The organism is Arenimonas sp. (assembly GCF_047602345.1).
GTDB lineage: Bacteria > Pseudomonadota > Gammaproteobacteria > Xanthomonadales > Xanthomonadaceae > Arenimonas.
Genome location: NZ_JASGHN010000009.1, coordinates 79103 through 104777 on the forward strand (window position 1 = coordinate 79103; position 25675 = coordinate 104777).

At 65.7% G+C, this 25675-nt stretch carries 24 protein-coding genes and 1 tRNA gene; 12 read left to right on the forward strand and 13 right to left on the reverse strand.

What is annotated here, in order from left to right; translation table 11 throughout:
- Positions 1-3 precede the first annotated feature (3 nt).
- Together QM707_RS12615 and QM707_RS12620 are read right to left on the reverse strand one after the other, a co-directional pair.
- Positions 4-423 (reverse strand): bactofilin family protein, encoded by a 420-nt coding sequence (locus QM707_RS12615; RefSeq protein ID WP_415002234.1) that lies wholly within the window; start codon positions 421-423, stop codon positions 4-6.
- A 1-nt stretch (position 424) separates the two neighbouring features.
- Positions 425-1156, reverse strand: coding sequence for a DUF6776 family protein (locus QM707_RS12620; protein WP_415002235.1), 732 nt, complete (start codon positions 1154-1156; stop codon positions 425-427).
- A 102-nt stretch (positions 1157-1258) separates the two neighbouring features.
- Between QM707_RS12620 and QM707_RS12625 the strand changes: the two genes are divergently transcribed.
- The 3 genes from QM707_RS12625 to QM707_RS12635 all read left to right on the forward strand — a co-directional run bounded on the left by QM707_RS12625 (position 1259) and on the right by QM707_RS12635 (position 7189).
- Complete coding sequence (locus QM707_RS12625) at positions 1259-1849, forward strand: DUF4126 domain-containing protein (protein ID WP_415002236.1); 591 nt, start codon at positions 1259-1261, stop codon at positions 1847-1849.
- Positions 1850-1934: 85 nt separating this feature from the next.
- Positions 1935-4748, forward strand: a complete 2814-nt coding sequence (locus QM707_RS12630; protein WP_415002237.1) for an EAL domain-containing protein — start codon at positions 1935-1937, stop codon at positions 4746-4748.
- Positions 4748-7189: an ATP-binding protein gene (locus tag QM707_RS12635; protein ID WP_415002238.1), complete on the forward strand. Its 2442-nt coding sequence runs from the start codon at positions 4748-4750 to the stop codon at positions 7187-7189. The genes QM707_RS12630 and QM707_RS12635 overlap by 1 nt, the downstream gene beginning before the upstream one ends.
- 95 nt (positions 7190-7284) lie before the next feature.
- On the opposite strand, the gene bfr is transcribed toward QM707_RS12635, so the two are convergent.
- From bfr to QM707_RS12650, 3 genes are all read right to left on the reverse strand, one after another.
- Positions 7285-7755, reverse strand: a complete 471-nt coding sequence (bfr, locus tag QM707_RS12640; protein WP_415002239.1) for a bacterioferritin — start codon at positions 7753-7755, stop codon at positions 7285-7287.
- 99 nt (positions 7756-7854) lie between these two features.
- Positions 7855-8055 carry a (2Fe-2S)-binding protein gene (locus tag QM707_RS12645; RefSeq protein WP_415002240.1) on the reverse strand — a complete coding sequence of 67 codons (201 nt, stop codon included), beginning with the start codon at positions 8053-8055 and terminating at the stop codon, positions 7855-7857.
- Between the two features lie 67 nt (positions 8056-8122).
- Complete coding sequence (locus tag QM707_RS12650) at positions 8123-8713, reverse strand: RNA pyrophosphohydrolase (protein ID WP_415002241.1); 591 nt, start codon at positions 8711-8713, stop codon at positions 8123-8125.
- 135 nt (positions 8714-8848) lie between these two features.
- On the opposite strand from QM707_RS12650, the gene QM707_RS12655 reads away from it, so the two are divergent.
- From QM707_RS12655 to queD, 3 genes are all read left to right on the forward strand, one after another.
- Positions 8849-8925 (forward strand) — tRNA-Met (locus tag QM707_RS12655).
- A gap of 92 nt (positions 8926-9017) precedes the next feature.
- Entirely contained in the window at positions 9018-9710 is a 693-nt protein-coding gene (locus QM707_RS12660) for an SDR family NAD(P)-dependent oxidoreductase (RefSeq protein ID WP_415002242.1), read from the forward strand.
- 11 nt (positions 9711-9721) lie between these two features.
- Positions 9722-10078 carry a 6-carboxytetrahydropterin synthase QueD gene (queD, locus tag QM707_RS12665; protein ID WP_415002243.1) on the forward strand — a complete coding sequence of 119 codons (357 nt, stop codon included), beginning with the start codon at positions 9722-9724 and terminating at the stop codon, positions 10076-10078.
- 49 nt (positions 10079-10127) lie between these two features.
- On the opposite strand, the gene QM707_RS12670 is transcribed toward queD, so the two are convergent.
- The 4 genes from QM707_RS12670 to QM707_RS12685 form a co-directional block, all read right to left on the reverse strand.
- A complete protein-coding gene (locus QM707_RS12670; protein WP_415002244.1) occupies positions 10128-13190 on the reverse strand; it encodes an efflux RND transporter permease subunit in 3063 nt (1020 codons plus the stop codon).
- Between the two features lie 3 nt (positions 13191-13193).
- A complete protein-coding gene (locus QM707_RS12675) occupies positions 13194-14291 on the reverse strand; it encodes an efflux RND transporter periplasmic adaptor subunit (RefSeq protein WP_415002245.1) in 1098 nt (365 codons plus the stop codon).
- A gap of 97 nt (positions 14292-14388) precedes the next feature.
- Positions 14389-15063, reverse strand: coding sequence for a dethiobiotin synthase (gene bioD / locus QM707_RS12680; RefSeq protein WP_415002246.1), 675 nt, complete (start codon positions 15061-15063; stop codon positions 14389-14391).
- A complete protein-coding gene (locus tag QM707_RS12685) occupies positions 15060-15794 on the reverse strand; it encodes a TMEM175 family protein (RefSeq protein WP_415002247.1) in 735 nt (244 codons plus the stop codon). Before QM707_RS12685 ends, bioD begins: the two co-directional genes overlap by 4 nt.
- A 57-nt stretch (positions 15795-15851) precedes the next feature.
- Here QM707_RS12685 and QM707_RS12690 point away from each other — a divergent pair, with 57 nt between their 5' ends.
- Both QM707_RS12690 and QM707_RS12695 read left to right on the forward strand, forming a co-directional pair.
- Complete coding sequence (locus QM707_RS12690) at positions 15852-16334, forward strand: GAF domain-containing protein (RefSeq protein WP_415002248.1); 483 nt, start codon at positions 15852-15854, stop codon at positions 16332-16334.
- Positions 16331-16723: a TfoX/Sxy family protein gene (locus QM707_RS12695; protein WP_415002249.1), complete on the forward strand. Its 393-nt coding sequence runs from the start codon at positions 16331-16333 to the stop codon at positions 16721-16723. Before QM707_RS12690 ends, QM707_RS12695 begins: the two co-directional genes overlap by 4 nt.
- Positions 16724-16727: 4 nt before the next feature.
- Here QM707_RS12695 and QM707_RS12700 read toward each other — a convergent pair whose 3' ends face one another.
- From QM707_RS12700 to glmS, 4 genes are all read right to left on the reverse strand, one after another.
- The gene (locus tag QM707_RS12700; RefSeq protein WP_415002250.1) at positions 16728-17666 is read right to left on the reverse strand and encodes a cation diffusion facilitator family transporter; all 939 of its coding nucleotides are present in this window, start codon (positions 17664-17666) and stop codon (positions 16728-16730) included.
- A 142-nt stretch (positions 17667-17808) separates the two neighbouring features.
- On the reverse strand, positions 17809-18168 hold the full coding sequence (locus QM707_RS12705) for a helix-turn-helix domain-containing protein (protein WP_415002251.1): 360 nt from the start codon (positions 18166-18168) through the stop codon (positions 17809-17811).
- Between the two features lie 279 nt (positions 18169-18447).
- On the reverse strand, positions 18448-19026 hold the full coding sequence (locus QM707_RS12710) for a TIGR00730 family Rossman fold protein (protein WP_415002252.1): 579 nt from the start codon (positions 19024-19026) through the stop codon (positions 18448-18450).
- Between the two features lie 2 nt (positions 19027-19028).
- Complete coding sequence (gene glmS / locus QM707_RS12715; protein ID WP_415002253.1) at positions 19029-20855, reverse strand: glutamine--fructose-6-phosphate transaminase (isomerizing); 1827 nt, start codon at positions 20853-20855, stop codon at positions 19029-19031.
- A gap of 199 nt (positions 20856-21054) precedes the next feature.
- Between glmS and QM707_RS12720 the strand changes: the two genes are divergently transcribed.
- The 4 genes from QM707_RS12720 to QM707_RS12735 are packed head-to-tail and all read left to right on the forward strand — an operon-like array spanning position 21055 to position 25663.
- Positions 21055-22323, forward strand: a complete 1269-nt coding sequence (locus QM707_RS12720; protein ID WP_415002254.1) for an efflux RND transporter periplasmic adaptor subunit — start codon at positions 21055-21057, stop codon at positions 22321-22323.
- A 47-nt stretch (positions 22324-22370) separates the two neighbouring features.
- Positions 22371-23093 (forward strand): ABC transporter ATP-binding protein, encoded by a 723-nt coding sequence (locus QM707_RS12725; protein WP_415002255.1) that lies wholly within the window; start codon positions 22371-22373, stop codon positions 23091-23093.
- A 10-nt stretch (positions 23094-23103) separates the two neighbouring features.
- Positions 23104-24420, forward strand: coding sequence for an ABC transporter permease (locus QM707_RS12730; protein ID WP_415002256.1), 1317 nt, complete (start codon positions 23104-23106; stop codon positions 24418-24420).
- Positions 24421-24430: 10 nt separating this feature from the next.
- The gene (locus QM707_RS12735; protein WP_415002257.1) at positions 24431-25663 is read left to right on the forward strand and encodes an ABC transporter permease; all 1233 of its coding nucleotides are present in this window, start codon (positions 24431-24433) and stop codon (positions 25661-25663) included.
- Positions 25664-25675 lie beyond the last annotated feature (12 nt).

Genomic DNA, 25675 nt, shown 5'->3' on the forward strand with positions numbered 1-25675 from the left:
CCGTCAGGAGGCGCGGGCGAAGGCGGGTTCGGCCGGCACGAGCTGGGCCACCGGCGCCTCGGCGTGGATCAGGCGCCCGGTGAATGTCGACCCCGCCGCCATCTCGACGATGCGGTAGTGGATGTTGCCGAGCACCCGGGCCTGGCTGCCGAGTTCGACGCGCTCGGAGGCATGCACGTCGCCCGTGAGCTGTCCGCCGACAACGACCACCGGCGCATGGACTTCGCCCTCGACCACGCCCTTCTGCGCGATGGTCAGCACGGCCGGCGCACCCTCTTCGGCGATCACCTTGCCGATGATGCGGCCTTCCACGTACAGGCCGCCGGAGAAATGCACGTCGCCACGGATCACCACGCGCGGCCCCACCAGGGTCTCGACCATGTTGGTGACGCTGCGCGAGCTCTTGTTCTTGTCGCCGAACATCTCATTCTCCGGGGGGTTTGGAGGTGCTCCACGGGAAGGACTGCTCCACATCGCCACCGGGCGCGTCCAGCGAAATGCGGACGCGTTGAGGCGTGAGCCCCGGCGGCAGGATGACGCTGCCCTCGATCTGCTGGAAATACCGGAAGGAAAAGGGTTGGCCGGGCGAACCCGGCTTCTGCAGGAGATCGTCCCAGCGGACCGTGGCGAGCTTGCCGCCCCGGACCCCTTCCACCGAGAAGCGCATCGTACCCTTGCTGATGGCGCCGCGGTTGATGTTCTGCGTCAAGGTAACGATGTAATGCCAGCTGCCGCCCGGCTCGGCGGAAAACACCGCCTCGTGCACGTTCAAGCCATGGCGCTTGCCGGTGGATCCGACCAGGCGCTCGTAAAAATCGACATCGGCCCGCAGGCCCGAGACTTCTTCCTCGCGCTCGGCCAGGGCCGACTGCAACTCGGTATTGGCATTACGGCTGATCTGGTCCGAGCGCTTCAGCGTGGCGACCTGCTGACGCAGGTCGCGCACCAGCTTCTGCTGCACGCGCAACTGCTCGGCGTTCAGCCCCAGTTCGTCCCGGGCGGCCGTGAGCCCCGGGGCCGCCTGGCTCGACGCCCAGTACCAGATGCCGATCAGACTCACGGGCCACAACACGGCAACCAGCCACCAGAGCAGCTTGGCCCGCGGCCTGTGCGGCACGATGACGAAGCGCTGCGAGTCGGGGGACGGCGTGTTCATTCCCTGAGCATACCGGCCGCCGGGGAGCGACGAAACAATCCTGCGGTCCATGCATCCGCCGATGGCGGGCGTATGCTGACGACGTCTTCCGAGGACCACGTGATGACCGAAGCCCATCTTTTCGCGATCGGCCTTGCCCTCGCGGCCCTGTCCGGCGTACGCGCCTACCTGACCGTTCTGGGCGTCGGACTGGCCGGGCTGATGGGCTGGATCGAGCTGCCGCCCGGGCTCGAAGTCGCCACGTCGCCTTGGGTATTGGGCACGGCCGGCGCACTGACGGTGATCGAATTCTTCGCCGACAAGATCCCGGGCGTGGACTCGGGCTGGGATCTGCTCAACACCTTGCTGCGCGTTCCTGTGGGCGCGTTCCTGGCCGCCGCGACCCTGTCGCCTGACGGACAGCTCGGAACCGCAGCCCTCGTCGCCGGAGGCAGCGCCGCGCTGCTGACGCATTCGCTGAAAACCACCACGCGGGCGCTGATCAACGCGTCGCCCGAACCCGTGTCGAACTGGACCGCCTCGGCCGGCGAAGACGTTACGGCCATCGGCGTCCTGGCCTTGGTGTTCGCCCACCCCTGGCTCGCCCTGGGCCTGCTGGTCGGCGTCCTGTCCTGCGTGGCCCTCGTGGTCTTCTGGATTGCGCGCGCGGTGTGGCGCGGCGTGTTCAGGCCTGCCGCCAGTCCCGGCGCCTGACGGATCCGGCCGCGTCGGGATCGCCCGCACCGGCCTGACAGCTTCGCCACCCCGGGGCATAATCAACGGCCCAGAGGGCCCTGCGATGAATCTCCGCGACGAGTCGCCACTCGCCGAACGCCGTCTCGCTTTCGAGCGGATGTTGCCGCGTCGCGTCGACATGATCGGGCGCAGGTTAGATCGTTTCCTGCAAACCGGCTGGGACATCAACGGCCTTTCGCTGATGCAGGAAGACACGCTGTGGCTCGGCAAGCAGTGCCAGGATGTAGGCCTGGATGCCCTGGTCGAACCGCTGCAAGCCCTGGCGAACATGGTGGACAGCGGCCTTGCCGGCGAAACATTGCCCGACCCGACCTTGGGCGAGCGCATGCTCAACGAGTTCGAGGCCTTGGCCGCCGCCACGCCACGCCACGCCGACCCGGGCACCGAATCGCCTACCCTCCGACCGGTGGGCAATACGTCGCGAGCCGAAACGCCACCACCCAGTTATTGGCGGCGCTGGGGCAACGACGCGGGACCACGGTTATTCGTCGACGAGGCGCCGGCACCGGTCGTCGCAAAACCGAAACCGGTAACGCTGGCCGAGGAATACCTGGAGTGGAATAGCGCGTTCCCGCCGGATCCCGGCCCGACCGAATTCGTCATCGGCTTCGACAAGGAAATCCAACCGGCGCCGAGCGGCCTGATCGAAGCCTCGGTTCCTGTCGGTCAGTCGGCGCCGACGCAGCCGGTGCCGGAGAAGAAGCGCGAGATGCTGACGCTCGGGGAGTCATCGCCGACGTCAGCGCCCGCCAACAACAACCCGGCAACAGCACGAACCCCCGCGCGCATGGAACCGGCCCGCAAGTTGCTGGGAGCGGGTTTTCGGTTGTATCACCTGACCAGCCACAATCCGGTATCGCTGGAGCTCGACCAGCGGCTCGAAACGATGCAGGTGGAGGTCGACCTGCTCGAAGACGCCGACGAGCTCGAAGAATTGCTGGGTGCCCTGCCCGCCGATCTGGTGCTGGTGGACGCCGAATTCGCCGACCAGCTCGAACGCATCGGCCAGGCCGTGCGCGGCACGCGCCAGCGCGGCCACAAGTCGATGCAGCTCGTCGCCATCGCGCATGCCGATGACATCGCCCTGCGCCTGTCGGCGCGGCGCGCCGGCGTCGACACGCTGATCAGCGGCGTCACCGACGCCAACGAAGTGCTGAAGCGCCTTCAGGCCGCCGTGGATCCGGCGCGCGAAGCGGCCTATCGCGTGCTGATCGTCGAGGACGACCGCAGCCAGGCGCTTTTCGCCGAAGGCATCCTGCGCAATGCCGGCATGGATTCGCTGGTCGTGCTCGACGCGCTGGGCGTACTGCCCGCGCTGGAACAGTTCCATCCCGACCTCATCCTGATGGACTTGAACATGCCCGATGCCAACGGCATCGAGCTGACGGCGCTGATCCGCGAGCAGGACGCCTTCATGCAGACGCCGATCGTGTTCCTGTCCGGCGAAAGCGACGAAGACCGGCAGTTCGACGCCATCGACGCCGGCGGCGATGATTTCCTCGCCAAGCCCATTCGTCCACGCCACCTGATTTCCGCAGTTCAGAACCGTGTGCGCCGGCACCGCGCGCTGGAAGAGCGCCGCAGCCAACGGCCGCTGCGCGACACCAGCACCGGCCTGCACGATCGCGCCAGCGTGCTCGAACTGATCGCGCCCCGGCTCGGCGGCAACGGCGATGCGCGCCCGGGCGGATTGCTGTTCGTCGAGATCGAGAGCGTGACGCTGTTGCGCGAGCGCCTCGGCCTGACCGCGCTCGAGGAGGTGTTGGCCGAAGCCGGACGATTGGTCAATGGCCTGGTCGGAGAACTCCCTGCCGCGCGCTTCGGCGACGGCAGCTTCGTCGTGTTGGCGCCCGACATGGACGACACCGGCATGGAATCGTTGGCTGTGCGTCTGCGCGCGGCGCTGATGCAGCACGGCTTCCAGGCGCAGGGACACCCCTTGCGCCTGCGCGCATCGGTCGGCATCAGTCCATTGCGCTTCGGTTTCCCGGACATCGGCGCCTTGCTCAACGCGGTCGAGAAGGCCACGCGCGAGGCGCGCACGCAGGACCGCGGCGTACGGCGCTACGAACCGCCGAAGCCGGTGGAGGCGCAGCGCGAAGCGGCATTGCTCGCGCAGTTGCGCGATGCCGTGCAAGGCGAACACCTCGAACTGCTTTACCAACCGGTGGTGGCCGTCGCGGGCAGCGACGATTCGCAGTTCCAGGTGCTGCTGCGCATGCGCGACAACCAGGGCCGGCTGCGCTCCGCCGCCGAGATCATCCCGATCGCCGAACAGGCCGACTTCATCGTAGAAATCGATCGCTGGGTGATCTCGCAGGCGCTGACGCTGATCCGCGATCGCCGCGCCGAAGGCCGCGAGCTGCGCCTGTTCGTCACCCAGTCGCCGCTGACGCTGGCCGACAGCAGCCAGACCGAATGGCTGCGCGGCGAACTGGTGTCGCATGCCGTTCCGGGCACCTCCCTGGTCATCGAGCTGCGGCTGGAGGATGCGGCGATCCATGCCGGGACGATCCGGCAGTTCTGCCTGGCCATGGTCGCGGACGGAGTGCAATTCTGCCTGAGCCAGTTCGAGCCCGGCCCCGACAGCGATGCCCTGCTCGAACAACTGCCGCTGGGCTTCATCAAGCTCGCCCGCAAGTACACCGCCGGCAATCTCAGCACCGCCCTGCGCGACGAGTTGCGGATACTGATCGATCGCTCCCATCGCCGTGGACTCGAAGTGATCGGGCATGGCGTGGAAGACGCCCAGGCAGCCGCCACGTTGTGGATGAGCGGCATCGATTTCATCCAGGGCAATCTGGTGCAGCAGGCGAACCAGGAACTCGACTTCGATTTCAACCAGGCGGTGCTGTGATGCCCAAGTTTCGTCCCAAGGATGCGCTGATCCTGCGCTGGCTGGCGATCGCCGGCGCCGGTGGCGCGGCGGCAGCCGCCGGCGTGGCGCACCTGCGACCGGAATCGGTCTGGATCACCATCGCTTTCGTCGCATCGCTGCTGGCCGTCGCCGGCATCGCCGGTTTCTGGCGCGCCTTCCACGTGCGCAGCCACGCGCTGGCGGAAGCGGCGCAGGAAACCGGCGAGCAGAAGCGCGAGGTCAATGCCCTGCAACAGGAACTGGCCATCCATCGGCAACTCGAGCGCGAACTGGTCGAAGCCAAGCAGGCGGCGGAAGCGGCGATGCTGGCCAAGGGCGAGTTCCTCGCGACCATGAGCCACGAAATCCGCACGCCGCTCAACGGCATCATCCCGATGCTCGACCTGCTGATCAGCGCGCGGCTGGCGCCGGACCAGCATGACATCGTGCGCACGGCCTATACGTCGGCGCGACAGATGCTGCGCATCGTCGACGACATCCTCGACTACTCCAAGCTCGAAGCGAACAAGCTGCAGCTCGAATCGACCGGCTTCAACCTGCGCGAAGCGCTCGATTCGATCATCCACCTGATGGAAAAGCCGGCGGAAGCCAAGGGCCTTCGCCTGCAACTGCAGATCGACCCGAGCGTGCGTCTGGCCGTGCGCGGCGACCCGGTGCGGCTGCGGCAGATCCTCAGCAACCTCATCAGCAATGCGCTGAAGTTCACCGAGCGCGGCTCGATCAGCCTACACGTCATCCGCCGCGGCGAAACGCGCAGCCAGCACGAACTTCGCTTCGAAGTGCGCGATACCGGCATCGGCATCGCCGCCGCCAACGTGCAGCGCCTGTTCCAGCCTTTCAGCCAGGCGGACAATTCGACCACGCGCCTGTACGGCGGCACCGGCCTCGGCCTCGTCATCTGCAAACGCATCGTCGACCTGATGGGCGGCAGCATCGGCGTCGACTCGCAACCCGGCCGCGGTTCGACCTTCTGGTTCGACATTCCGCTGCTGAAGGCGGTCGGCGACATCCAGGGCCAGCGCACCGACCTCAACGGCAGTCGCCTGATGCTGCTCAGTACCGACGCGGCCCTCCGGCAGCGGCTGAAACAGGCGATCCCCGGTTGGGGCTCGCACCTGACCGAAAGCGACACCACGCAGGATGCGCTCAATCGCCTGCGCTCCGCGCTCGGCCGCGGCAGCACCTGGACCTTCGACGTGCTTCTGGTCGACCTCAACAGCGTGCGTACCACCGCGATTGCCCTGCATCGAAACCTGCGCCGGACCATCGAGCTCGAAGATCTGCGCGTGGTCTACCTGCAAGGCAACGAACCGCCGCCGGCGGAACTGACCGAAGGCCATCCGGCGCTCTTCCTGCCGCGCAACACCGGCCCCACGGAGATGCGCAGCGCGATCAGCGGCTATCTGGCCGCGCCGCCACCGGTCAGCGAAGCGCGTGTCAGCGAGAGCGAACCGGTGTCGGGCTATTCCGAACCGGCGCCGGCGACGACCGCTCCGACGAAATTGCGCGGGCACGTGCTGCTGGTCGAGGACAACCCTGTCAACCAGATGGTCGCGCAACGTCTGATCAGCATGCTCGGTCTGAGCTGCGAAACCGCCGACAACGGCGAAAAGGCGCTCGATCGCATGCGCCAGGGCGGACTGGACCTGGTGTTGATGGATTGCCAGATGCCGGTGAAGGACGGCTACACCGCTTCGCGCGAATGGCGCCAGCTCGAGAAACAGACGCAGGCCGCGCCCTTGCCGATCATCGCCATGACGGCGAATGCGATGGCGGGCGACCGGCAGAAATGCCTCGACGCGGGCATGGACGATTATCTGTCGAAACCGGTCGACCGGCGCCTGCTCGAATCCTGCCTGGCGCGCTGGCTGCAACGTTCGCCGTTGGCTGGACAGGGCGCGCGACCGGTGGGCCTGCCGCCCGCCAGCGCTGCGCCAGTCGCCGTCGCCACGAGCGTTGCTGCGGCGCCACCGGCCCTCAAACCGGTGCCCTCGGCGCCGCGACCCGCTCCTGCGCCTGCGCCAGCACCGGCACCTGCGGCTGCCGCGCCGGCGCTGCCAGCCGAGCCCACCCCGGCTGCACCGCCTATCCTCGACATGGAAGTCGTCGAAGAACTGCGCATGGTGATGGGCGATGAATACCTGAGCCTGATCCGCCTGTTCCTGCAGGACGCGCCTGCGCACATCAAGCGCCTGGAGACCGCCGCTTCCGCCAACGATATCGCTGGTCTCGTCGCCCCCGCGCACACGCTGAAATCGTCGAGCGCCAATCTCGGGGCACTCGCGCTATCCGCCGTCGCCAAACGCATCGAGATCGGCGCGCGCGGCCAGGCGCTCGCGCGCCCCGCGGTGGCGGTGCTGATGCTGGAGAACGAATTCAAGCGCGCGAAGGCGGCGCTGGAGGGCCTGCTCAACGCCTGAGGCGAGGAACGAGAGGAGATTGATTGGCGACTTTCGATCCGACAAGAAAAAACCCGGCGATGCCGGGTTTTTCTTTGCGCGTCCCGTTGCAGCGATCAGCTGCCGATCTTGCTTTGCAGGTAATTCGTTTCGCCGAGGCGGGCGATCAGGCCGAGTTGGGTTTCGAGCCAGTCGATGTGCTCTTCCTCCGAATCGAGGATGGCGGCGAACAGGTCGCGCGAAACATAGTCGGCGACCTGCTCGCTATGCGCGATCGCCGCCTTCAGGTCGGGCACGGCGAGCAATTCGAGCTTGAGGTCGCACTCCAAGCATTCCTTGGGCGACTCACCGATGAACAGCTTTCCGAGGTTCTGCAGGTTCGGCAGGCCGTCGAGGAACAGGATTCGCTCGATCAGGCGATCGGCATGCTTCATCTCGTCGATCGATTCCTTGTACTCGTGCTCGGCCAGTTCCTTCAGCCCCCAGTTCTTGAACATGCGCGCATGCAGGAAATACTGGTTGATCGCGATCAGTTCGTTGTACAGCGCCTTGTTGAGGTGCTCGATGACCTTGGCGTCGCCTTTCATGGCCGTGCTCCTTCCGTCGAATGCGCGCACTCTAGCGCGCCCGGAAAAACCTGGGCGAAAAGACAATCGCTCTTGTTCGCGTCGCGCTTGGGCCCGGAGTCAGGCGGCGACGGGCAGGATCGGCAGCGGAAGCGCCTGCGGTTGATGATCGGACAGGATCTCGGCCGCCAGATCGCGGCAGGAGCCGCAGCTCGCGCCGCAACCCGATCGCATCGTCAGCTCGTGCAGGTCGCGACAACCATCGGCCGCGATGCGGCGGATATCGGCGTCGGTGACTCCATTGCAGATGCAGACGTACATGGCCCGTTCCAGCTGAGAACGGTTCCTATTTGACGCCAAATGAGAATGAATGTCAACCGCAGCCTGATCAGGGCAGGCCCGGCACCCGCGCCTTGGACCATCGCCGGTTCCGCGAGGCCTGCCGGCGCTCGGCAGGCTCCGGCGAAAAGCGGAGATCCTGCACCGGAATAGCCTCTTCTCCAGCGATCGTGCGTGCAAAACTGGACAAATGATGCAGGGCGCGGACATAGACTTCGCGCTTGAAGTGCACGACGTTGTCGACCGGGTACCAGAAGTCCACCCATCGCCAGGCATCGAATTCGGGCTTTTCGGTCAAGTCCAGGCGTAACGAGGTTTCATCCCCCGTCAGCTGGAGCAGGAACCAGACCTGCTTCTGGCCGATGCAGGTCGGTCGGGTGCCGCGCCGCACACAGCGTCGCGGCAGGCGATAGCGCAGCCAGCCGGGGGTCGAGCCCAGCACTTCCACGTGCTCGGGCATCAGACCGGTCTCTTCGCGCAGCTCGCGGTACATCGCCTCCAGCGGGGTCTCATCGCTGTTCATGCCTCCCTGCGGAAACTGCCAGCCGTCCCGGTTGACCCTGCGGGCCCAGAACAGCCGACCATCCGCGTGCATGAGCACGATGCCCACATTGGGGCGGTAACCGTCCGGATCGATCACGAAACGGACTCCAAATTCACTGTGGTCAAGCCTGCCACAGCGATCGGCGAGCCCACAAGCACGGGCGTTTCGATTGACAGGAAGCACGGCTACGGGGAAAATTCGCGACCCCGCAAGGGGATCGGCGACCCGCGTGGCTATGTAGCTCAGCCGGTTAGAGCACAGCACTCATAATGCTGGGGTCGGTGGTTCGAGTCCACCCATAGCCACCATTCGCCGCTGCCTTGATCGCACGCCCGCTTCCGCGGGCGTCGTCGTTTCCGGGCCGGGTAAACTGTCGCCCTTCCCTCATGGAACTCCTGTCATGACGCTCGCAGGAAAAGTTGTCGCCATCACCGGCGCTTTCGGCGCACTGGGCGCCGCCGTCGTTCGCGCAGCCCTGGCCGAAGGCGCGACGGTCGCCGCGATCGACCGCGCCGCCGAACCGCACGATCGTTCGACACTCGGTACGGCGCACGTCTACGGCGGCGTCGATCTTGGCGACGCTGCGGGCGCCGAAAAGACGCTCGCCGCGATCGTCGCGCAACTCGGCGGCCTCGATGCGCTGGTGAACATCGCCGGCACTTTCCGCTGGGAAACGATCGGCGACGGCAGCCTCGATACCTGGGACTTCCTGTACCAGACCAACCTGCGCACGGCCGTCGCCGCCAGCAAGGCTGCGCTGCCTTCCCTCGTCGAGCGCCGCGGTCGCATCGTCAACATCGGCGCCGCCGGCGCGGCGCGCGGCGAACTCGGCAAGGGCGCGTATGCGGCCTCGAAAGCCGGCGTCGCACGCCTGACCGAATCGCTGGCCGAAGAGCTGAAAGACCGCGGCGTTACCGTCAATGCGGTGCTGCCGAGCATCATCGATACGCCGGCCAATCGCGCCGACATGCCCAAATCCGATTTCTCTCGCTGGGTGAAACCGGAACAGCTCGCCGACGTCATCGTCTTCCTGCTCTCGGACAAGGCGTCGGCCGTGAACGGCGCGTTGATTCCGGTGCTCGGTCGCGTCTGAGGCCCGCCAACATGGACATCTTCAAGGTTTTCCGCATCGAAGCCGCGCACCGCCTGCCGAACGTACCGGAAGGGCACAAATGTGCGCGCCTGCATGGGCATTCCTTCGCCGTCGAACTGCATGTCGCCGGCACGCCCGATCCGCACACCGGCTGGATCATGGATTTTTCCGAGATCAAGAAGATCTTCCAGCCGCTGTACGACCGCCTCGATCACCACTATCTCAACGACGTGCCCGGGCTCGACAATCCGACCAGCGAGAACCTCGCGATCTGGATCTGGAACCGGCTCAAGCCGCAGCTGCCATCCCTGAGCGAAGTGGTCGTGCACGAAACCTGTACGTCAGGCTGCCGCTATCGCGGCGAATGAAGAACGGCGCCGGAAGGCGCCGTTTTCTCGATACCGCTCCGCATCGGACTCAGGCTGAAGCCGGCTCGGCTTCGCGATGATGCTTCGAGTGATCGCGCGCCAGCAGCAGATACACCACCGGTACGACGAACAACGTGAACACCGTGCCTATCGCCATGCCGCCGACGATGACGTAACCGAGCTGGTTGCGCGCCTCGGCGCCGGCACCGCCGGCGATAGCCAAGGGAATCGAACCCAACACCATCGCGCCGGTCGTCATCAGGATCGGGCGCAGGCGCAGGGCCGCCGCTTCCAGCACGGCGTCCAGCTTGCTGCGTCCCTGTTCCTGCAACTGGTTGGCGAACTCCACGATCAGGATGCCGTGCTTGGAGATCAATCCCACCAGGGTCACCAAGCCGATCTGCGTGTACACGTTGATACTGCCCCCCATCAGCTTCAGGAACAGCAGTGCGCCGAAGAAAGCCAACGGCACCGAACCGAGCAGGATGACGAGCGGGTCGATCCAGCTCTCGAACTGCGCGGCCAGTACGAGGTAGATGAAGAACAGGGCGAGGCCGAAGATGAGCACGAACTCGCTCGACGATTCGCGGAACTCGCGACTCTGGCCGGACAGGTCGTAGGGCGAACCCGGCGCCACCTCGCGCAGCGCGGTCTCCATCCAGGTCAGCGCTTCGCCCATCGAATAACCCGGCGCCAGGCCCGCGCTGACCGTGGCAGAACGCAGCTTGTTGAAGTGGTTGAGCTCCTTCGCGGCGACGGTCTCGTGCGATTGCACCAGGTTCGACAACTGCACCATCTGGCCATCGCCGGCGCGCACGAAGATGTTCGACAGATCGCCCGGCGTTCGGCGATTGACGTCCTCGACCTGCACGATCACGTCGTATTGTTCCGAACCGCGCTTGAAGCGGGTCACGTTGCGTCCACCCAGCAGGGTTTCGAGCGTATGGCCGACCGTGGCCACGTCGCTGCCGATCGCGGCGACCTTGTCGCGATCGACGTCGAGCTTGAGCTGCGGCTTGTCGAGCTTGAGGTCCGTGTCCGGATTGATCAGCTTCGGGTTCTCGCGCATCTTCGCCATCAGCTGGTTCACCGTCTGGCCCAGCTCTTCCCAGGTGCCGGTGCTCTGCACGACGAAGCTGACCGGTTGGCCGAGGAAATCGTCCGAACCCAGCGGCGGCGGCGTCTGCGTAAACGCCATGACGCCTGGCACGGCGAAGAACATCTGCCCGCCCAGCGCATCGGAGATCTGCTTGGCGGACTCGTTGCGCTCCTCCCAGTCCTTCAGCATCGTGAAACCGATCGTCATCGTCACGTCGGGGAAGCCGACGATCTGGAACACGCGTTGCTGGTCCGGCAATCCCTTCAGCATGCCTTCGATCTGGCGCGCGTACTTGTCGGTGTACTCGACCGTCGAACCCTGCGGCGCGATGCCCATCGCGATGATGAATCCCTGGTCTTCCTGCGGTGCGATCTCGCGCGGCAGGAGCAGGAACAGACCGGCTGCGCCGGCCAGCACGGCCAGGGCGAACCCGATGACGGCGACCCGCCAACGCAAAGCCGTTCCAAGCAAGCTGCGATAGCCCTCATCGAGGCGCTTCAGCACGCGCTCGCCCGCCTGGTAGAACCGGCCGTGTCCCTTGTCTTCGCTCAGCAAACGCGAACACATCATCGGCGACAGCGTCAGCGCGGTGAATCCGGACACCACGACGGCACCGGCCAAGGTCAGCGCGAACTCGACGAAAAGCTTGCCGGTGCGGCCGGTCGAGAACGCCAGCGGCACGTATACCGCCGCCAGCGTCAGCGTCATCGCGACGATGGCGAAACCGATCTCCTTGCTGCCCTTGAGCGCCGCTTCGAAAGGCTTCATGCCCTCCTCGACATGGCGCACGATGTTCTCCAGCATCACGATCGCGTCGTCCACGACCAGGCCGATCGCCAGCACGAAGGCCAGCAGGGTCAGCGTGTTGATGGTGAAGCCAAAGGCGTACATCAGGCCGAAGGCACCGATCAGGGACACGGGGATCGTGACCAGCGGAACGAGGGTGGCGCGCCCGCTGCGCAGGAACAGGAAGATCACCAGCACCACCAGGATCACCGCTTCGCCGACGGTCCAGTAGACCTCGTCGATGGATTTGCTGATGAAGATGGTCGAGTCGTAGGCGATCTCGACCTTCATGCCTTCGGGAAGCACCGCCGTGATCTGCGGCAGCATCGTCTCCAAGGCATGGGAAATATCCAGCGGATTGGCGACGGCCTGCTTGACGATGCCCAGGGGCACGGCGTTCTTGCCGTTGTAACGCGCCCGGAAGCGTTCTTCCTGCTGGCCGAGTTCGACCTTGGCGACGTCGCGCAGGCGCACGAGCGTGCCGTTCACGTCGCTGACGATGACTGCGCCGAATTGCGCCGGTGTCTTCAGGTCGGTCTCGGACAGCACGGTGAATTCGCGCTGGTTGCCTTCGACGCGACCGGCCGGTATTTCGACGTTCTGCTTGCGCAGGGCGTTCTCGACATCGGCCGGCGTCAGGCCGAAGCCCGCAAGACGCTGGGGGCTGAGCCAAATACGCATCGCATAGGTGCTCGAGAACACCTGCGCCTGCGCCACGCCCGGGATCGTCTGCACGCGATCCTTGACCAGGGTTTCGGCGTAATCGGCGATCTCGACCTGGGAATGGCGATCGGACGAGAACGCGAGATAGATGATCGGTTGCTGGTCGGCTTCCTGCTTCTGGATGATCGGCTCGTTGACCTCTTCCGGCAGGTACTGCCGCGCCTGCGCGACGCGGTCGCGCACGTCGGACGCGGCGCCGTCGGGGTCGCGGTTCAGGCGGAAACGGATCGTCACCTGGCTGGACTGCTCGCGCGACACCGATTGCATGTATTCGATGCCTTCGACGCCGCTCAACGCGTCCTCGATCGGCTGCGTGACCTGCGATTCGATCACCTGCGCGCTGGCGCCCGGATACGACGTGTTCACCGTCACCACCGGTACATCGACGTTCGGGATCAGGCGAATCGGCAGGCGCGTATACGCGATGATGCCGATCAGCACGATGACCGCATTGATGACGATCGCGAGGACGGGCCTGCGGATCGAGATGTCGGATAGGACCATGGATCAGCCGCCCTGCGGTTTCGCCGGCGCCGCCGCCGGCTTCTCGACCTGCGCGCCCTGGGGCGCCACGCCGGCGCCATCGAACATCATCGGCTTGGTCTGGCCGGCGGTGATGACTTCGTCGCCGTCCTTCAGGCCTTCGGTGACTTCGACCTGGCCCGGGATGCGGCGGCCGGTCTTGATGACGGATTTCTTCGCCTTGCCGCCGACGACGGTATAGACGTAGCGCTGCTCGCCCTCTTGCATCAACGCTTGCTCGGGAATCATCAGCGCCTTGGCATCGGCATCGCCGGTGGCCAGGCTCAGCCGCGCGAACTGGCCGGGGCGCAGGCGATAGTCGGGGTTCGGCAGTTGCGCGCGCATCTTCGCGCTGCGGCTGTTCGGATCGATCACCGGATCGATGGCGACCACCGCACCCTTGAAGGATTCGCCCGGATAGGAATCGACGGCGATGCTGATCTCGCGACCGCTCTGCAGTTGCGCCAGCATCGTTTCCGGCACGCTGAAATCCACTTCGACCGGATCGAGATTCACCAGCGTCAGCAGGTCCTGACCGGCGTTGACGAAATCGCCCTCGCTGACCTGCCGCAAGCCGACCTGGCCGGCGAACGGCGCACGCAATTCCATCTTGGCGAGCATGGTGCGCGCGGACGCCAATCGCGCTTCGTCCACGGCCAGCTTGGCGCGGGTCAGGTCGAAGTCGGACTGCGATACCAGCTTGCGACCAACCAGCTCACTGGCGCGCTTGAAGGCCACGCGACTGGTTTCGAGATTGACGCGCGCCTCGTTGACGCTGGCCTGCACCGTGCTGGCGTCCAGCGCGAACAACAACTGCCCCTTGCTCACGCGACCGCCTTCGGCAAAACCGATCTTGACGATCTTGCCGGCGACTTCCGGACGCACCACCACCGACTCGTCCGCACGCAGGCTGCCCACCGTTTCGAAGCCGGTATTGAGCGGCAACAGTTGCGCCCTGGCCGTCTCCACCGGCAAGGGCGGCATCTGCCCTCCGGGCGGTCCACCGGCCGCCGGCGCCGACTTGTCTCCGCAGGCCGTCAAGGCCAGTGCGAACAGGGAAAGGGCGAGAAGATTACGACGCATGCAATACCCCGACGCGAAGCGTCATTGAATCCACAATAATAGACTGCTTAGTTTAACAATCGCGAGACGAGACCGGACCCTGCCGGAAGTCCTGCGATCAGAACGCTGTGTGCAACAGGACACCCATTGACTCGGGCGTCGGATGCTGCGCGAAGCCCAGTCGGCCGAGGCATGGAGAATCCATGGCCTGCTCCAGTTTGCTGAAATACGCATCGGCGTGCTCAAGCCGGTCATCGGGCGAATTGCATATCCATCCGCCCAGGCGGAAACCGTCGGCGAGGATGGCCCGCTCGCTGAGTCGCGCATGGTTGATGCATCCCAGGCGCAGGCCGACGACGAGCACGATTTCGTCGATGCCCAACGCGCGCGCCAGATCGGATTGGTCGAGCGCGTCGCTCAGTGGCGCGAGCCAGCCGCCGACGCCTTCGACCAGAACGACGTCTGCTTGCGCGGCCAGCCCGGCGAACGCCGCTACCATCGGCGCCAGCTCGATGCGCACGCCGGCATGATCGGCCGCGATCTGCGGTGCCGTCGCCTCCGGCAAGGCATAAGGATTGACCAAGGCATAGTCAGGCCTCGGATCGCTGGCCTGCTGCAGCATCAGGGCATCGTCGTTGCGCCAGCCCTGCGCAGTGGGCGTGCATCCGCTGGCGACCGGCTTCATGCCGATCGCGCGCAGGCCCTGACGACGAAACGCCTGCAGCATCGCCGCCGCAACGACGGTCTTGCCAACGCCGGTGTCTATGCCGGTGACGAACAACGCTCGGCTCATGGCCGCCCCGGAGTCGCCGCCAGGTACTTGCGATGGGCGCGCACCATCATCAGGCCGGTGAAACCCAGCAAGCCGTACACCATGCCGGGCAAACCGAGCATCCAGGGCGGGATGCGCGCCGGCAGGGCGAAAGCCAGACCGATCGAAAGCAGTGCGATGGCGATCGTGTAGTGCCAACGCACGATCTCGGCGCGGGTCCAGGCGTTCTCGTCGGGCGAGAGCCGCAACCGTTCCGCGTTACGCAAGGCGTGCCGATACAACGACGCCACGCACCAGGACATCGTGGCGAACGCGACGCCATAGATGACGAACATGCCGCGCAAGTCGTTCAAGGTCTGCAGGTCGGCCGCCGCCGGCAACCAGCCCCCGGTAACCCAGGCGAAGAAATTCCCGAACAGGATCTTCAGCGGGTAGACGTACACCAGCACCAGGAAGACCAGCACCATGCTCAGACGCTGGCTCTTGCCATCGTCCAGGCCGTAGCGTCGGCTCCAGGTCGCATGCGCGGACCAGAAGAGCATGATCTGGGCGAAACTGGCGGCGAAAGCCGGCACGCCTTTCAGGGCTTCGATCATCGCCGGGATACTGGCGGGGATGGCATCCAGCGAGATCACCATCAAGGTGACCGCAAAGGCGAACGCGGCATCGACGAAGGCTTCCAGCCGGGTAACGGCCGCGCCTCGTTCGAGGAAGCCGTCCGGCGAGCGCCGGGGTTCGGAAGACAGGCTCATGGCGCCAGCTTACCAGCCTGCGTCGCTGCTACACTGGCCGCCCCCCGCGAGGTTTCCATGTTCACGACCGCCACGCTTAGCGGCAGCAAGCCCGAACAATACGACCAGCTCGCCGACCAGGCGCGAGGGTTGCTGCACGGGGAGAGGGATCGCATCGCGAATGCGGCCAACCTGGCTTCGTTGGTTTTCCATTCATTGCCCGCCCTCAATTGGGTCGGCTTCTATTTCTGGGATGGCCGGGAACTGGTCGTCGGCCCCTTCCAGGGCATGCCCGCTTGCGTGCGCATCGCCCTCGACAAGGGCGTCTGCGGCACCGCTGCAAGCACGCGCCGCACGCAACGCGTCGCCGACGTCGATGCTTTTCCGGGTCATATCCCCTGCGATTCCGCGTCGCGTTCCGAACTGGTGGTGCCGCTCTACCGCGGCGATACGCTGATCGGCGTATTCGACCTCGACAGCCCCGAGCTGGACCGCTTCGACGAAGACGATCAGCGCGGGCTGGAAAACATCGCCGCCATCTTCCTGGAGTCGCTGCCATGACGGCGAAACTGCGCAACATCGGCCCCAAGAGCATGGCCTGGCTGCGCCAGACCGGCATTCGCACGCTGGAAGACTTGCAGGGCGTAGGCGCCCTGGCCGCCTACGTGCGCATCAAGCGCGCCGGCTTCAAGCCGAGCCTGAATCTGCTCTACGCGCTGGAAGGCGCGCTGCTCGACTGTCATTGGCAGGAGATTCCGGAAGCGCGCCGCAACGAACTCGTCGTCGCCGCCGATGCCGCCGTGGCCTTGCTGCCGAAAGGGCGAGGCAAGGCGATGCCCGCAGCCGCGCCCGTGACCACGCGCCAGGGCGAAGGCGAGGAGGCTTCGATGCCGGAGCCCGATTTCGGTTTCGACGATCCCGACCGCCAGGAAGAACACGCGGCCGACTGAACGCCTAGCGCGCGTGACCGTGCTCGCAGGCTGGTGCGTCGCAACGCGCGGATTCGAACTGCAAAGTGACGTGCCCGATGTCGAAATCGTGCGCGAGCCGATGGGTCAGGCGTTCGCGCAGCGCATCGTCGCCGACGAGGCTTTCGCGAAGTACGACATGCGCCGTCAGCGCCCGCGCATGACTGGCCAACGACCAGACATGCAGATCGTGCAGGTCCTCGACCTCCGGTGCGGCGCGCAGCGCGGCCCGCACCGCTTCGATATCCAGGCCCTTCGGCGTACCTTCGAGCAGGATGTTGACCGCATCGCGCAGCAGCGAGGCCGTGCGCGGCAGCACCCATAGGCCGATCAATACCGCCAGTACCGGATCGATCAGCCGCCAGCCCGTCCACCACATCAATCCGGCGCCGACCAGCACGGCCAGCGAACCGAGCATGTCGCTCCAGACCTCCAGATAGGCGCCGCGCAGGTTCAGGCTTTCTTCGCTGCCTTCGCGCAACAGGCGCATCGCCCAGAGGTTCACCGCCAGGCCCAATGCGGCCACGATGGCCATGCTCAGGCTGTGCACCGGCGGCGGTGCGGCGAAGCGCGCGATCGCCTCCCATAGCACCCAGAGCGCGACGACGAACAGCAGGCTGCCGTTGAACAACGCGCCGAGCGCTTCGAGTCGGGCATAACCATAGGTGCGGCGCGCGTCCGGCGGTCGCTGGGACAGCCGAACGGCGAACAAGGCGACCGCCAGGGCCAGCGTGTCGGTGGCCATGTGGCCGGCGTCGGACAACAGCGCAAGGCTGTTCGACCAAAGACCCATCGCGACTTCGACCAGGAGGAATCCGCCGGTAAGCCACAAGGCCCGACGCAGGGGCCGCTCATGCCGGATGCGGCCCAGCCCGTGGTCGTGCGAATGCGCGTGGGAATGCTGCGAGTGCGAGTCGGCGTTCATGCGCTGCGGTTCCGTCGTCGTGGACGCAGCCTAGCGAACTCGCTCGCGCGGATACTATTGCAGCAACAATGTAACGCCCGATCGCGAGGACGCGTCGAACGCATCGAACGCCGCGGCAGTCCCTTGCCGCGGAGCCCGAGCCTCAGGTCGACAAGAGTTCGACCATTTGCACGGCGGCTTCGCGCTTGCGTTTGGTCACGCGGCGCAAGGCGATCAATACACGTGTTTCGAGATCGTCGCGGGCGAAGTCCTGCAGCATGGCCGCGTCCACGCGCGCGTCTTCTTCCAGATGGCTCGGGCCACGACCGGTGGCCAGCCATTCGAAGCAGGCATTGGTTTCGTGTGCGATCTGGACGAGGTGGCTGACGCTGGGCGTCGTGCCCTGATCCTGTTCCCACTGGGTGACAGCGCTGCGCTGGATGCCGAGGCGACGGGCCAGTTCCGATTGAGTCAGGGCGGCCTGGGTCCTGAGACGCCTGATACGTACGGAAATCGTATTCATCGCTGGTGTTCCCCCTTCGCAAGTGCAACAAAGAAAGCCGTACTGACACGATATCCAGATCGGAAAGAGAAGTGCTTAATATCGCTTACATGTAAGCGATACTATCATCATCTTGAATAGCGATGCTTACCTAATGCATTCGCGCTAGGGCCAAAAAGCAGGGGGATATTGCATGGTCAGCAATACTTAACAAACCCAGGCGCCTGCCCGGTTGCGGGCCGCCCCGGCGATGGCGGGGCGATTGGGCAGCGCCCGCTAAGCCGGGCGGCGTTCGCCGCGCTAACGCACCACTGCGTAGTCGCGGGCGTCTTCGCGCCAGGCCGGCGTCGCGGCGATGGTGGGCAGGACGTCCTCGACGCGATCGACGAGCGACCACATGGCCGCATGCTCGGGATTCATGAAGCGCTCGGCGATGACCTGCTGCATGAACACCTGCAGCGGCGAGTAGTAGCCGCGCGTATTGAGCAGCAGGATCGGATTGAAATAGATGCCGAGGCGCTTGAGCGTGATCGCTTCGAACAGTTCTTCCAGCGTGCCGCAACCGCCAGGCAAGGCGACGACGGCATCGGAGCCGGTCAGCAACTTGTGCTTGCGCTCGCGCATGTCCTCGACCAGATCGAGGTGCGTCAGGCCCGTATGGCCCCATTCCAGATCGGCCATGAACTTCGGCAGGATACCGATCACTTCGCCGCCGCAGGAGAGCGCGCCGTCTGCGACCGCGCCCATCAAGCCCTGCGAGCCACCGCCGTAGACGATGCTGTGTCCGGCCGCGGCCAGGGTCCGGCCCAGCGCATGCGCCGCGTCGTGGAACTCGGGCGCGATCCGCGCACTCGACGCCGCGTATACGCAAACGCGCATGCTCACTCCACCGTCACCGACTTGGCGAGATTCCGCGGCTTGTCGACATCGGTGCCGCGCTTGAGCGCCGTGTGGTAGGCCAGCAACTGCACCGGGATCGCGTGCACGACCGGGCTGAGCAAGCCGACGTGACGCGGCGTGCGGATGACATGCACGCCTTCGGATTCGCTGAAATGGCTGTCGGCATCGGCGAAGACGAACAGCTCGCCGCCGCGCGCGCGCACTTCCTGCATGTTCGACTTCACTTTCTCCAGCAGGGCGTCGTTCGGCGCGATCACCACCACCGGCATGTCGGCATCCACCAGGGCCAGGGGGCCATGCTTGAGCTCGCCGGCAGGATAGGCCTCGGCGTGGATGTAGGAGATTTCCTTCAGCTTCAAAGCGCCTTCGAGCGCGATCGGGTAGTGCAGGCCGCGACCGAGGAAGAGCGCGTGCTGTTTCGGCGTGAAGCGGTCGGCCCAGCCGGTTATCTGCGGCTCCAGGTTGAGCGCATGCTGCACGCTACCGGGAAGATGGCGCAGCGCCTCCAGGAATTCGGTCCCGCCGGCTTCGTCCAGCCGCCCGCGCAGCTTCGCCAGGGTACCGGTCAGGGCGAACAGCGCGATCAGCTGCGTCGTGAACGCCTTGGTCGAGGCCACGCCGATCTCGGCGCCGGCGCGCGTGTAGAAGATCATCGCGCTGGCGCGTGGAATCGCGCTTTCCGGCACGTTGCAGATCGACAGCGTACGCTCGTGGCCCAGGGACTTGGCGTACTTCAACGCCTCCATCGTGTCCAGGGTCTCGCCCGACTGCGAAATCGTCACGATCAGGTGCTTCGGATTCGCCACGGCGGCGCGATAGCGGTACTCGCTGGCGATCTCGACGCTGCAGGGCAGACCGGCGATGGCCTCGATCCAGTAGCGCGCGGTCAGACCGGCGTAATAGCTGGTGCCGCAGGCGAGGATCTGCACGCCTTCGACGCCCTGCATCAAGGCGTCGGCGGCGGGCCCGAACAAGCGCGTGGAGAATCCCTCGGCGATCACCGGCTCGATCGTGTCGGCGATCGCACGCGGCTGCTCGTGGATCTCCTTCTGCATGAAATGGTTGTAGGGCCCGAGTTCCAGGGAAGCGAGCGAGACGTCCGAGACATGCGGCTTGCGCTGCACTTCGGCGCCGCCGGCATCGTAGATGCGCACGCGCTCGCGGGTGATGTCGGCGACGTCGCCCTCTTCGAGGAAAATCACCTTGCGCGTAGCCGATACGACGGCGGATACGTCGGAAGCGACGAAGTTCTCGCCCTCGCCCAAACCGACCAGCAGGGGGCAGCCCATTCGGGCCGCGACGAAACGATCCGGATCGCGCTTGCTGACCACGGCGATGGCATAGGCGCCGGCCAGCTCGCGCACCGCCTTCTGCGTGGCGTGCAGCAGATCGCCTTCCTGCTTCAGGTAGTGGCGGATCAGGTGCGCGATGACTTCGGTGTCGGTCTGCGACTCGAAGGGATAACCCAGGGCGCGCAGGCGATCGCGCTGCTCCTCGTGATTCTCGATGATGCCGTTGTGCACGATGGCGAGTTCGCCATCGCTGATGTGCGGGTGCGCATTGCCTTCGGTGACGCCGCCGTGCGTGGCCCAGCGCGTGTGGCCGATCCCGAGCACGCCATGCAGGCCTTCGCTCTGGGCGGCGCCCTCCATTTCGGAAACGCGCCCGGTGCGTCGCACGCGCTTGAGTTCATCGGAAAGCACGGCCAGACCGGCGGAGTCGTAGCCGCGATACTCCAGACGCTTCAGGCCATCGACCAGGAAAGGCACCACATCCCGCTGGGCGATCGCACCGACAATTCCGCACATGGCCTTACCTCTCTTGGGGTGAGCGATTTTAGCGCCTGCCGTTCCGCGGCGGTCGCCGCGCGTGTCCGCCGCCGCTAGCGCGGACAGCTGCCGGACAGCCCGGACAGACTCCTGTGCGACATAAAACCCTTTGGAATCAGTTCGTTGCTCGTTGGCACAGCTCCTGCTTTTGAAGCCCTGCCTCAATCGAGACCGACCGATGATCCGCGACACTTCCGCCCAGGACCAAGTCATCGCCGCGCCCGCCGGCGCCGCCGCCAGGAAGAAGCTGTTCTGGCTGCTCGGTGCGATCGCGCTGCTGGCGCTGAGCGTGTTCCTGCTGTCGGGCTGGTTGTCGAGCGAACGTTCGGTCGACGCCTCGCGATTGCGCATCGCCGAGGTCAGTCGCGGCACGCTGGTGCGCGACGCCGCCGTCAACGGCCGGGTCGTCGCAGCGGTCAGCCCGACCCTTTATGCCCCCGCCATCAGTACGGTGACGCTGAAGATCCACGCGGGCGATGCCGTCAAGAAGGGCGACGTGCTCGCCATCCTCGACTCGCCAGACCTCAGCAACGAGCTTGCCCGCGAGAAAGCCAGCCTGGAGCAACTCGAGGCGGAAGTGGCGCGGCAACGCATCCTCGCCGAAAAGCAGAAGCTCGTCGCGCGACGCGATGCCGACGAGGCGGAAGTGGCGCGCCTGGGCGCCGAGCGTATCCTCCAGCGCACCGAACGCGGCTACAAGGCCGGCGCCATCGCCGAAGTCGAATACCTGCGCGCGCAGGACGCGCTCAAGTCGGCGCAGATCCGCAGCAAGCAGGCTGCGCAAGCTTCCGGCCTGGAGATCGCCGACGTCGGTCTCGAACTCAAGACCCGACTCAGCCAGCTCGAACGCCAGCGCTTGACCGTCGCCGATGTGCAGCGCCGCGTCGACGAACTCAGCGTGCGTGCGCCGGTCGACGGCGTCGTCGGCACCTTGTCCGTCGCCGATCGTGCCGTCGTCGCCGCCAACGCCGCGCTGATGACCGTGGTGGATCTGTCCAAGCTCGAGGTCGAACTGGAAATCCCGGAAAGCTACGCCGACGATCTCGGCCTCGGCCTTTCGGCCGAAGTGAGCATCGGCGCCATCCGGGCCGTCGGCAAACTCTCGGCGATCTCGCCGGAGGTCGTGCGCAACCAGGTGCTGGCGCGCGTTCGTTTCGACGGCAAGCAGCCGGCTGGCCTGCGCCAGAACCAGCGCGTCAGCGCCCGCATCCTGATCGAGGAAAGGCCCAACGTCGTGATGCTGCCGCGTGGCCCCTTCGTCGAAGACGAAGGCGGTCGCTTCGCCTACGTGATGGACGGCGACATCGCCGTGCGCCGTCCCGTGCAGCTCGGCGCCACCAGCGTCAATGCCGTGGAAATCCTGTCTGGCCTGCAGCCGGGCGACCGCGTCGTGATCGCCGGCACCGACAGTTTCGACGATGCCGAACGCGTATCCGTCAACGAATAACCATCGAATTCCCGCGTCAACACGCCCCGAGGAAGAAGGAAAGCGACATGCTCAAGATGAACCAGCTCAACAAGGTCTACCGCACGCACATGATCGAGACGCACGCGCTGCGCGGTTTCGACATCCACGTGAAGGAAGGCGAGTTCGTCGCCGTGACGGGGCCCTCGGGCTCGGGCAAGACCACCTTCCTCAACATCGCCGGCCTGCTGGAGGATTTCACCGGCGGCGACTATTTCCTCGACGGCGTCAACGTCAGGGGCATGGACGACAGCGCGCGCTCGCGCCTGCGCAACGAGAAGCTCGGTTTCATCTTCCAGGGCTTCAACCTCATTCCCGACCTGAACCTGTTCGACAACGTCGACGTACCCCTGCGCTATCGCGGTTTCGATTCGGCCGAACGCAAGCGCCGCATCGAAGAAGCGCTCGGTCGCGTCGGTCTCGCCTCACGCCAGAAGCACTACCCGGCCGAACTTTCCGGCGGGCAGCAGCAACGCGTCGCCATCGCCCGTGCCCTGGCCGGCTCGCCGAAGCTGCTGCTCGCGGACGAACCGACCGGCAACCTCGATTCGCAGATGGCCCGCGGCGTGATGGAACTGCTGGAGGAGATCAACTCGCAGGGAACCACCATCCTGATGGTGACGCACGATGCCGAACTGGCGGCGCGCGCGCAACGCAACGTGCACATCATCGACGGCCAGGTGACCGACCTGATGCGCGAAACCAATATTTCGCTCGCTGCGGTCGCCGCCCATATCCCCACCAACGCCTGAGGAACCGACCATGTTCGGCTACTACTTCGGGCTGGGCCTGCGCAATCTGCGCCGCAATCCCGCCCTCACCGCCCTGATGGTCATCACCCTGGCCGTGGGCGTCGCCGCCAGCATGGCGACGCTGACCGTGCTCTACGTGATGTCCGGCGATCCGATCCCGCACAAGAGCGACCGTCTGTTCGTTCCTCGCCTCGACAACGCACCGCTCAACGGTTACACGGCAGCGGACGAACCCAGCGACCAGATGACCTATCGCGATGCGACCAACCTGCTGGCCAGCGGCGTCGGCGCGCGTCGCACCGCCGTTTATGGCGTGGTCTCCGGCATCGAAAGCGGCCGCCCCGACCTGCCGCCTTTCCTGGTGCAGGGCGTGGCGCCGACGGCGGATTTCTTCGCCATGTTCGAAACGCCCTTCCTGTACGGCGCGGCGTGGAGCAAGGAAGACGAAAGCGCCAAACGCGACGTGGTCGTCCTGAATCGCGCGATCAGCGAGAAGCTGTTCGGCAAGACCAATCCGGTCGGCAAGCGCGTACGCATGGAAGGCGCCGATTTCCAGGTGGTCGGCGTGCTCGATGAATGGAAACCGCTGCCGCGCTACTACCGCCTGATCAACGGCAACGGCGGCAGCTTCGACGGCGAGGACGAGTTCTTCATCCCGTTCCAGACCGCCGTGCGGCACGAGCTCAACAACAACGGCAACAACAACTGCAGCGGCGACGGCGCTTCTCCGGGTTGGCAGGGCTGGCTCGACTCGGAATGCGACTGGATCCAGTTCTGGTTCGAGGGCGAGAGCGCGGCCGACAGGCAGCGCATCAAGGACTACCTCACCGCCTACATCACCGACCAGAAAAAGCTCGGGCGCTTTCCGCGTCCGGTGAACACGCGCGTCGAGAACGTCATGGAGTGGATGGATCACCTGAACGTCGTCAGCAACGACAGCAAGCTGTCGACCTGGCTGGCCTTCGGCTTCCTGCTGGTCTGCCTGGTGAACACCGTGGGCCTGCTGCTGGCGAAGTTCTCGGCGCGCTCCGGCGAGATCGGCGTGCGCCGCGCGCTCGGCGCAACGCGGCCGGAGATCTTCCGCCAGTACCTGACCGAGGCCGGCGTCATCGGCCTGGTCGGCGGCCTGCTCGGTCTGCTGCTGAGTTTCGGCGGGCTGTGGCTGATCTCGCTGCAGTCCGACGAAATGGCGGTCGTCGCGCACATGGACTGGATGATGCTCGGCACCACGCTGGCCCTGTCCGTGGCAGCCAGCCTGCTGGCCGGCCTGCTGCCGACGTGGCGCGCCTGCCAGGTCACGCCGGCCCTGCAACTGAAGACGCAATAAGGAGCGCGCCATGGAAATCCGTCCCATCCTGTCCTCGTTGTTGCGCAACAAGACCGGCGCCCTGCTGATCGCCGCGCAGATCGCCCTCAGCCTGGCCATCGTCGCCAACGCGCTCTACATCATTCGTGACCGCCTCGAGGTCGCCGCGCGCCCCAGCGGCGTCGACGACGAGAACGCGCTGCTGCGCATCTCGATCGCGCCCCTGAAGGACCCGGAGACTTCCGAAGCGATCGTCGCGATGCAACAGCGCGACGCCGAGCTCTTGCGCGCGATCCCCGGCGTGCAGTCGGTGGCCTGGACGAACCAGACACCGTTGTCGCAGTCGGGTTGGAACATGGGCCTGTCCCTCGATCCGAAACAGACCGATTCCAGTTCGAACACCGCGATGTACTTCGGTCCCGATTCGCTGGTGAAGACTTACGGACTGAAGCTGGTCGAGGGCCGCGACTTCACTGACGAGGACGTATACCAGTCCGACCCCAAGGTGGACGAGACGCTGGGCCAGAACGCGATCATCACGCAAGCCCTGGCCAGCAAGCTCTGGCCGGACGGCAAGGCGGCGGGCAAGACCATGTACATCGGCAACGGCGCCCGCGCCCAGCCGCTGAAGGTGATCGGCGTCGTCGAACGCCTGCAGACGCCCTGGTCGAATCTGGGCGAACGCGGCGAACTGTCGACGATCCTCGCCACGCGTTGGGTCAGCTCCTACTCGCTGTTCTCCTTGCGCGTCGATCCGGCGCAGCGCGATCGCATCCTGAAGGATGCCGAAGCCGCCCTGCTGAAGGCGATGCCCGGCCGCATGGTCGTCGAGAAGCGTGCGATGAACGAAGATCGCGACCGTCGCTACCGCGACGATCGCGCGGTCGCCTGGATGCTGGTCACCGTCACCGTGCTCTTGCTGCTCGTCACCGCCAGCGGCATCGTCGGCATGGCCACGCTTTGGGTGAATCAGCGCCGCAAGCAGATCGGCGTGCGGCGCGCGCTCGGCGCCCGCCAGTTCGACATCCTGCGTTATTTCATCACCGAGAACCTGATGATCAGCACCGGCGGCATCGTCGCCGGCCTGTTGCTGGCGCTCGGCCTGAACCAGTTGCTGGTCAGCGAGCTCGAGCTCAACAAGTTGCCCCTGGGCTATCTCGCGGTGGGCTCGCTGGTGCTGTGGTTGTTGGGCGTGCTGGCCGTGTACGGGCCGGCGTCGCGCGCGGCAAGCATCTCGCCGGCGATCGCCACGCGCAGCACATGAGTTCGAGGATCG

Bases quoted from the DNA above. Each gene is read 5' to 3' on its own strand.
- QM707_RS12615 (WP_415002234.1), bottom strand. From the start codon at position 423: ATGTTCGGCGACAAGAACAAGAGCTCGCGCAGCGTCACCAACATGGTC.
- QM707_RS12620 (WP_415002235.1), bottom strand. From the start codon at position 1,156: ATGAACACGCCGTCCCCCGACTCGCAGCGCTTCGTCATCGTGCCGCAC.
- QM707_RS12625 (WP_415002236.1), top strand. From the start codon at position 1,259: ATGACCGAAGCCCATCTTTTCGCGATCGGCCTTGCCCTCGCGGCCCTG.
- QM707_RS12630 (WP_415002237.1), top strand. From the start codon at position 1,935: ATGAATCTCCGCGACGAGTCGCCACTCGCCGAACGCCGTCTCGCTTTC.
- QM707_RS12635 (WP_415002238.1), top strand. From the start codon at position 4,748: ATGCCCAAGTTTCGTCCCAAGGATGCGCTGATCCTGCGCTGGCTGGCG.
- bfr (WP_415002239.1), bottom strand. From the start codon at position 7,755: ATGAAAGGCGACGCCAAGGTCATCGAGCACCTCAACAAGGCGCTGTAC.
- QM707_RS12645 (WP_415002240.1), bottom strand. From the start codon at position 8,055: ATGTACGTCTGCATCTGCAATGGAGTCACCGACGCCGATATCCGCCGC.
- QM707_RS12660 (WP_415002242.1), top strand. From the start codon at position 9,018: ATGACGCTCGCAGGAAAAGTTGTCGCCATCACCGGCGCTTTCGGCGCA.
- queD (WP_415002243.1), top strand. From the start codon at position 9,722: ATGGACATCTTCAAGGTTTTCCGCATCGAAGCCGCGCACCGCCTGCCG.
- QM707_RS12670 (WP_415002244.1), bottom strand. From the start codon at position 13,190: ATGGTCCTATCCGACATCTCGATCCGCAGGCCCGTCCTCGCGATCGTC.
- QM707_RS12675 (WP_415002245.1), bottom strand. From the start codon at position 14,291: ATGCGTCGTAATCTTCTCGCCCTTTCCCTGTTCGCACTGGCCTTGACG.
- bioD (WP_415002246.1), bottom strand. From the start codon at position 15,063: ATGAGCCGAGCGTTGTTCGTCACCGGCATAGACACCGGCGTTGGCAAG.
- QM707_RS12685 (WP_415002247.1), bottom strand. From the start codon at position 15,794: ATGAGCCTGTCTTCCGAACCCCGGCGCTCGCCGGACGGCTTCCTCGAA.
- QM707_RS12690 (WP_415002248.1), top strand. From the start codon at position 15,852: ATGTTCACGACCGCCACGCTTAGCGGCAGCAAGCCCGAACAATACGAC.
- QM707_RS12695 (WP_415002249.1), top strand. From the start codon at position 16,331: ATGACGGCGAAACTGCGCAACATCGGCCCCAAGAGCATGGCCTGGCTG.
- QM707_RS12700 (WP_415002250.1), bottom strand. From the start codon at position 17,666: ATGAACGCCGACTCGCACTCGCAGCATTCCCACGCGCATTCGCACGAC.
- QM707_RS12705 (WP_415002251.1), bottom strand. From the start codon at position 18,168: ATGAATACGATTTCCGTACGTATCAGGCGTCTCAGGACCCAGGCCGCC.
- QM707_RS12710 (WP_415002252.1), bottom strand. From the start codon at position 19,026: ATGCGCGTTTGCGTATACGCGGCGTCGAGTGCGCGGATCGCGCCCGAG.
- glmS (WP_415002253.1), bottom strand. From the start codon at position 20,855: ATGTGCGGAATTGTCGGTGCGATCGCCCAGCGGGATGTGGTGCCTTTC.
- QM707_RS12720 (WP_415002254.1), top strand. From the start codon at position 21,055: ATGATCCGCGACACTTCCGCCCAGGACCAAGTCATCGCCGCGCCCGCC.
- QM707_RS12725 (WP_415002255.1), top strand. From the start codon at position 22,371: ATGCTCAAGATGAACCAGCTCAACAAGGTCTACCGCACGCACATGATC.
- QM707_RS12730 (WP_415002256.1), top strand. From the start codon at position 23,104: ATGTTCGGCTACTACTTCGGGCTGGGCCTGCGCAATCTGCGCCGCAAT.
- QM707_RS12735 (WP_415002257.1), top strand. From the start codon at position 24,431: ATGGAAATCCGTCCCATCCTGTCCTCGTTGTTGCGCAACAAGACCGGC.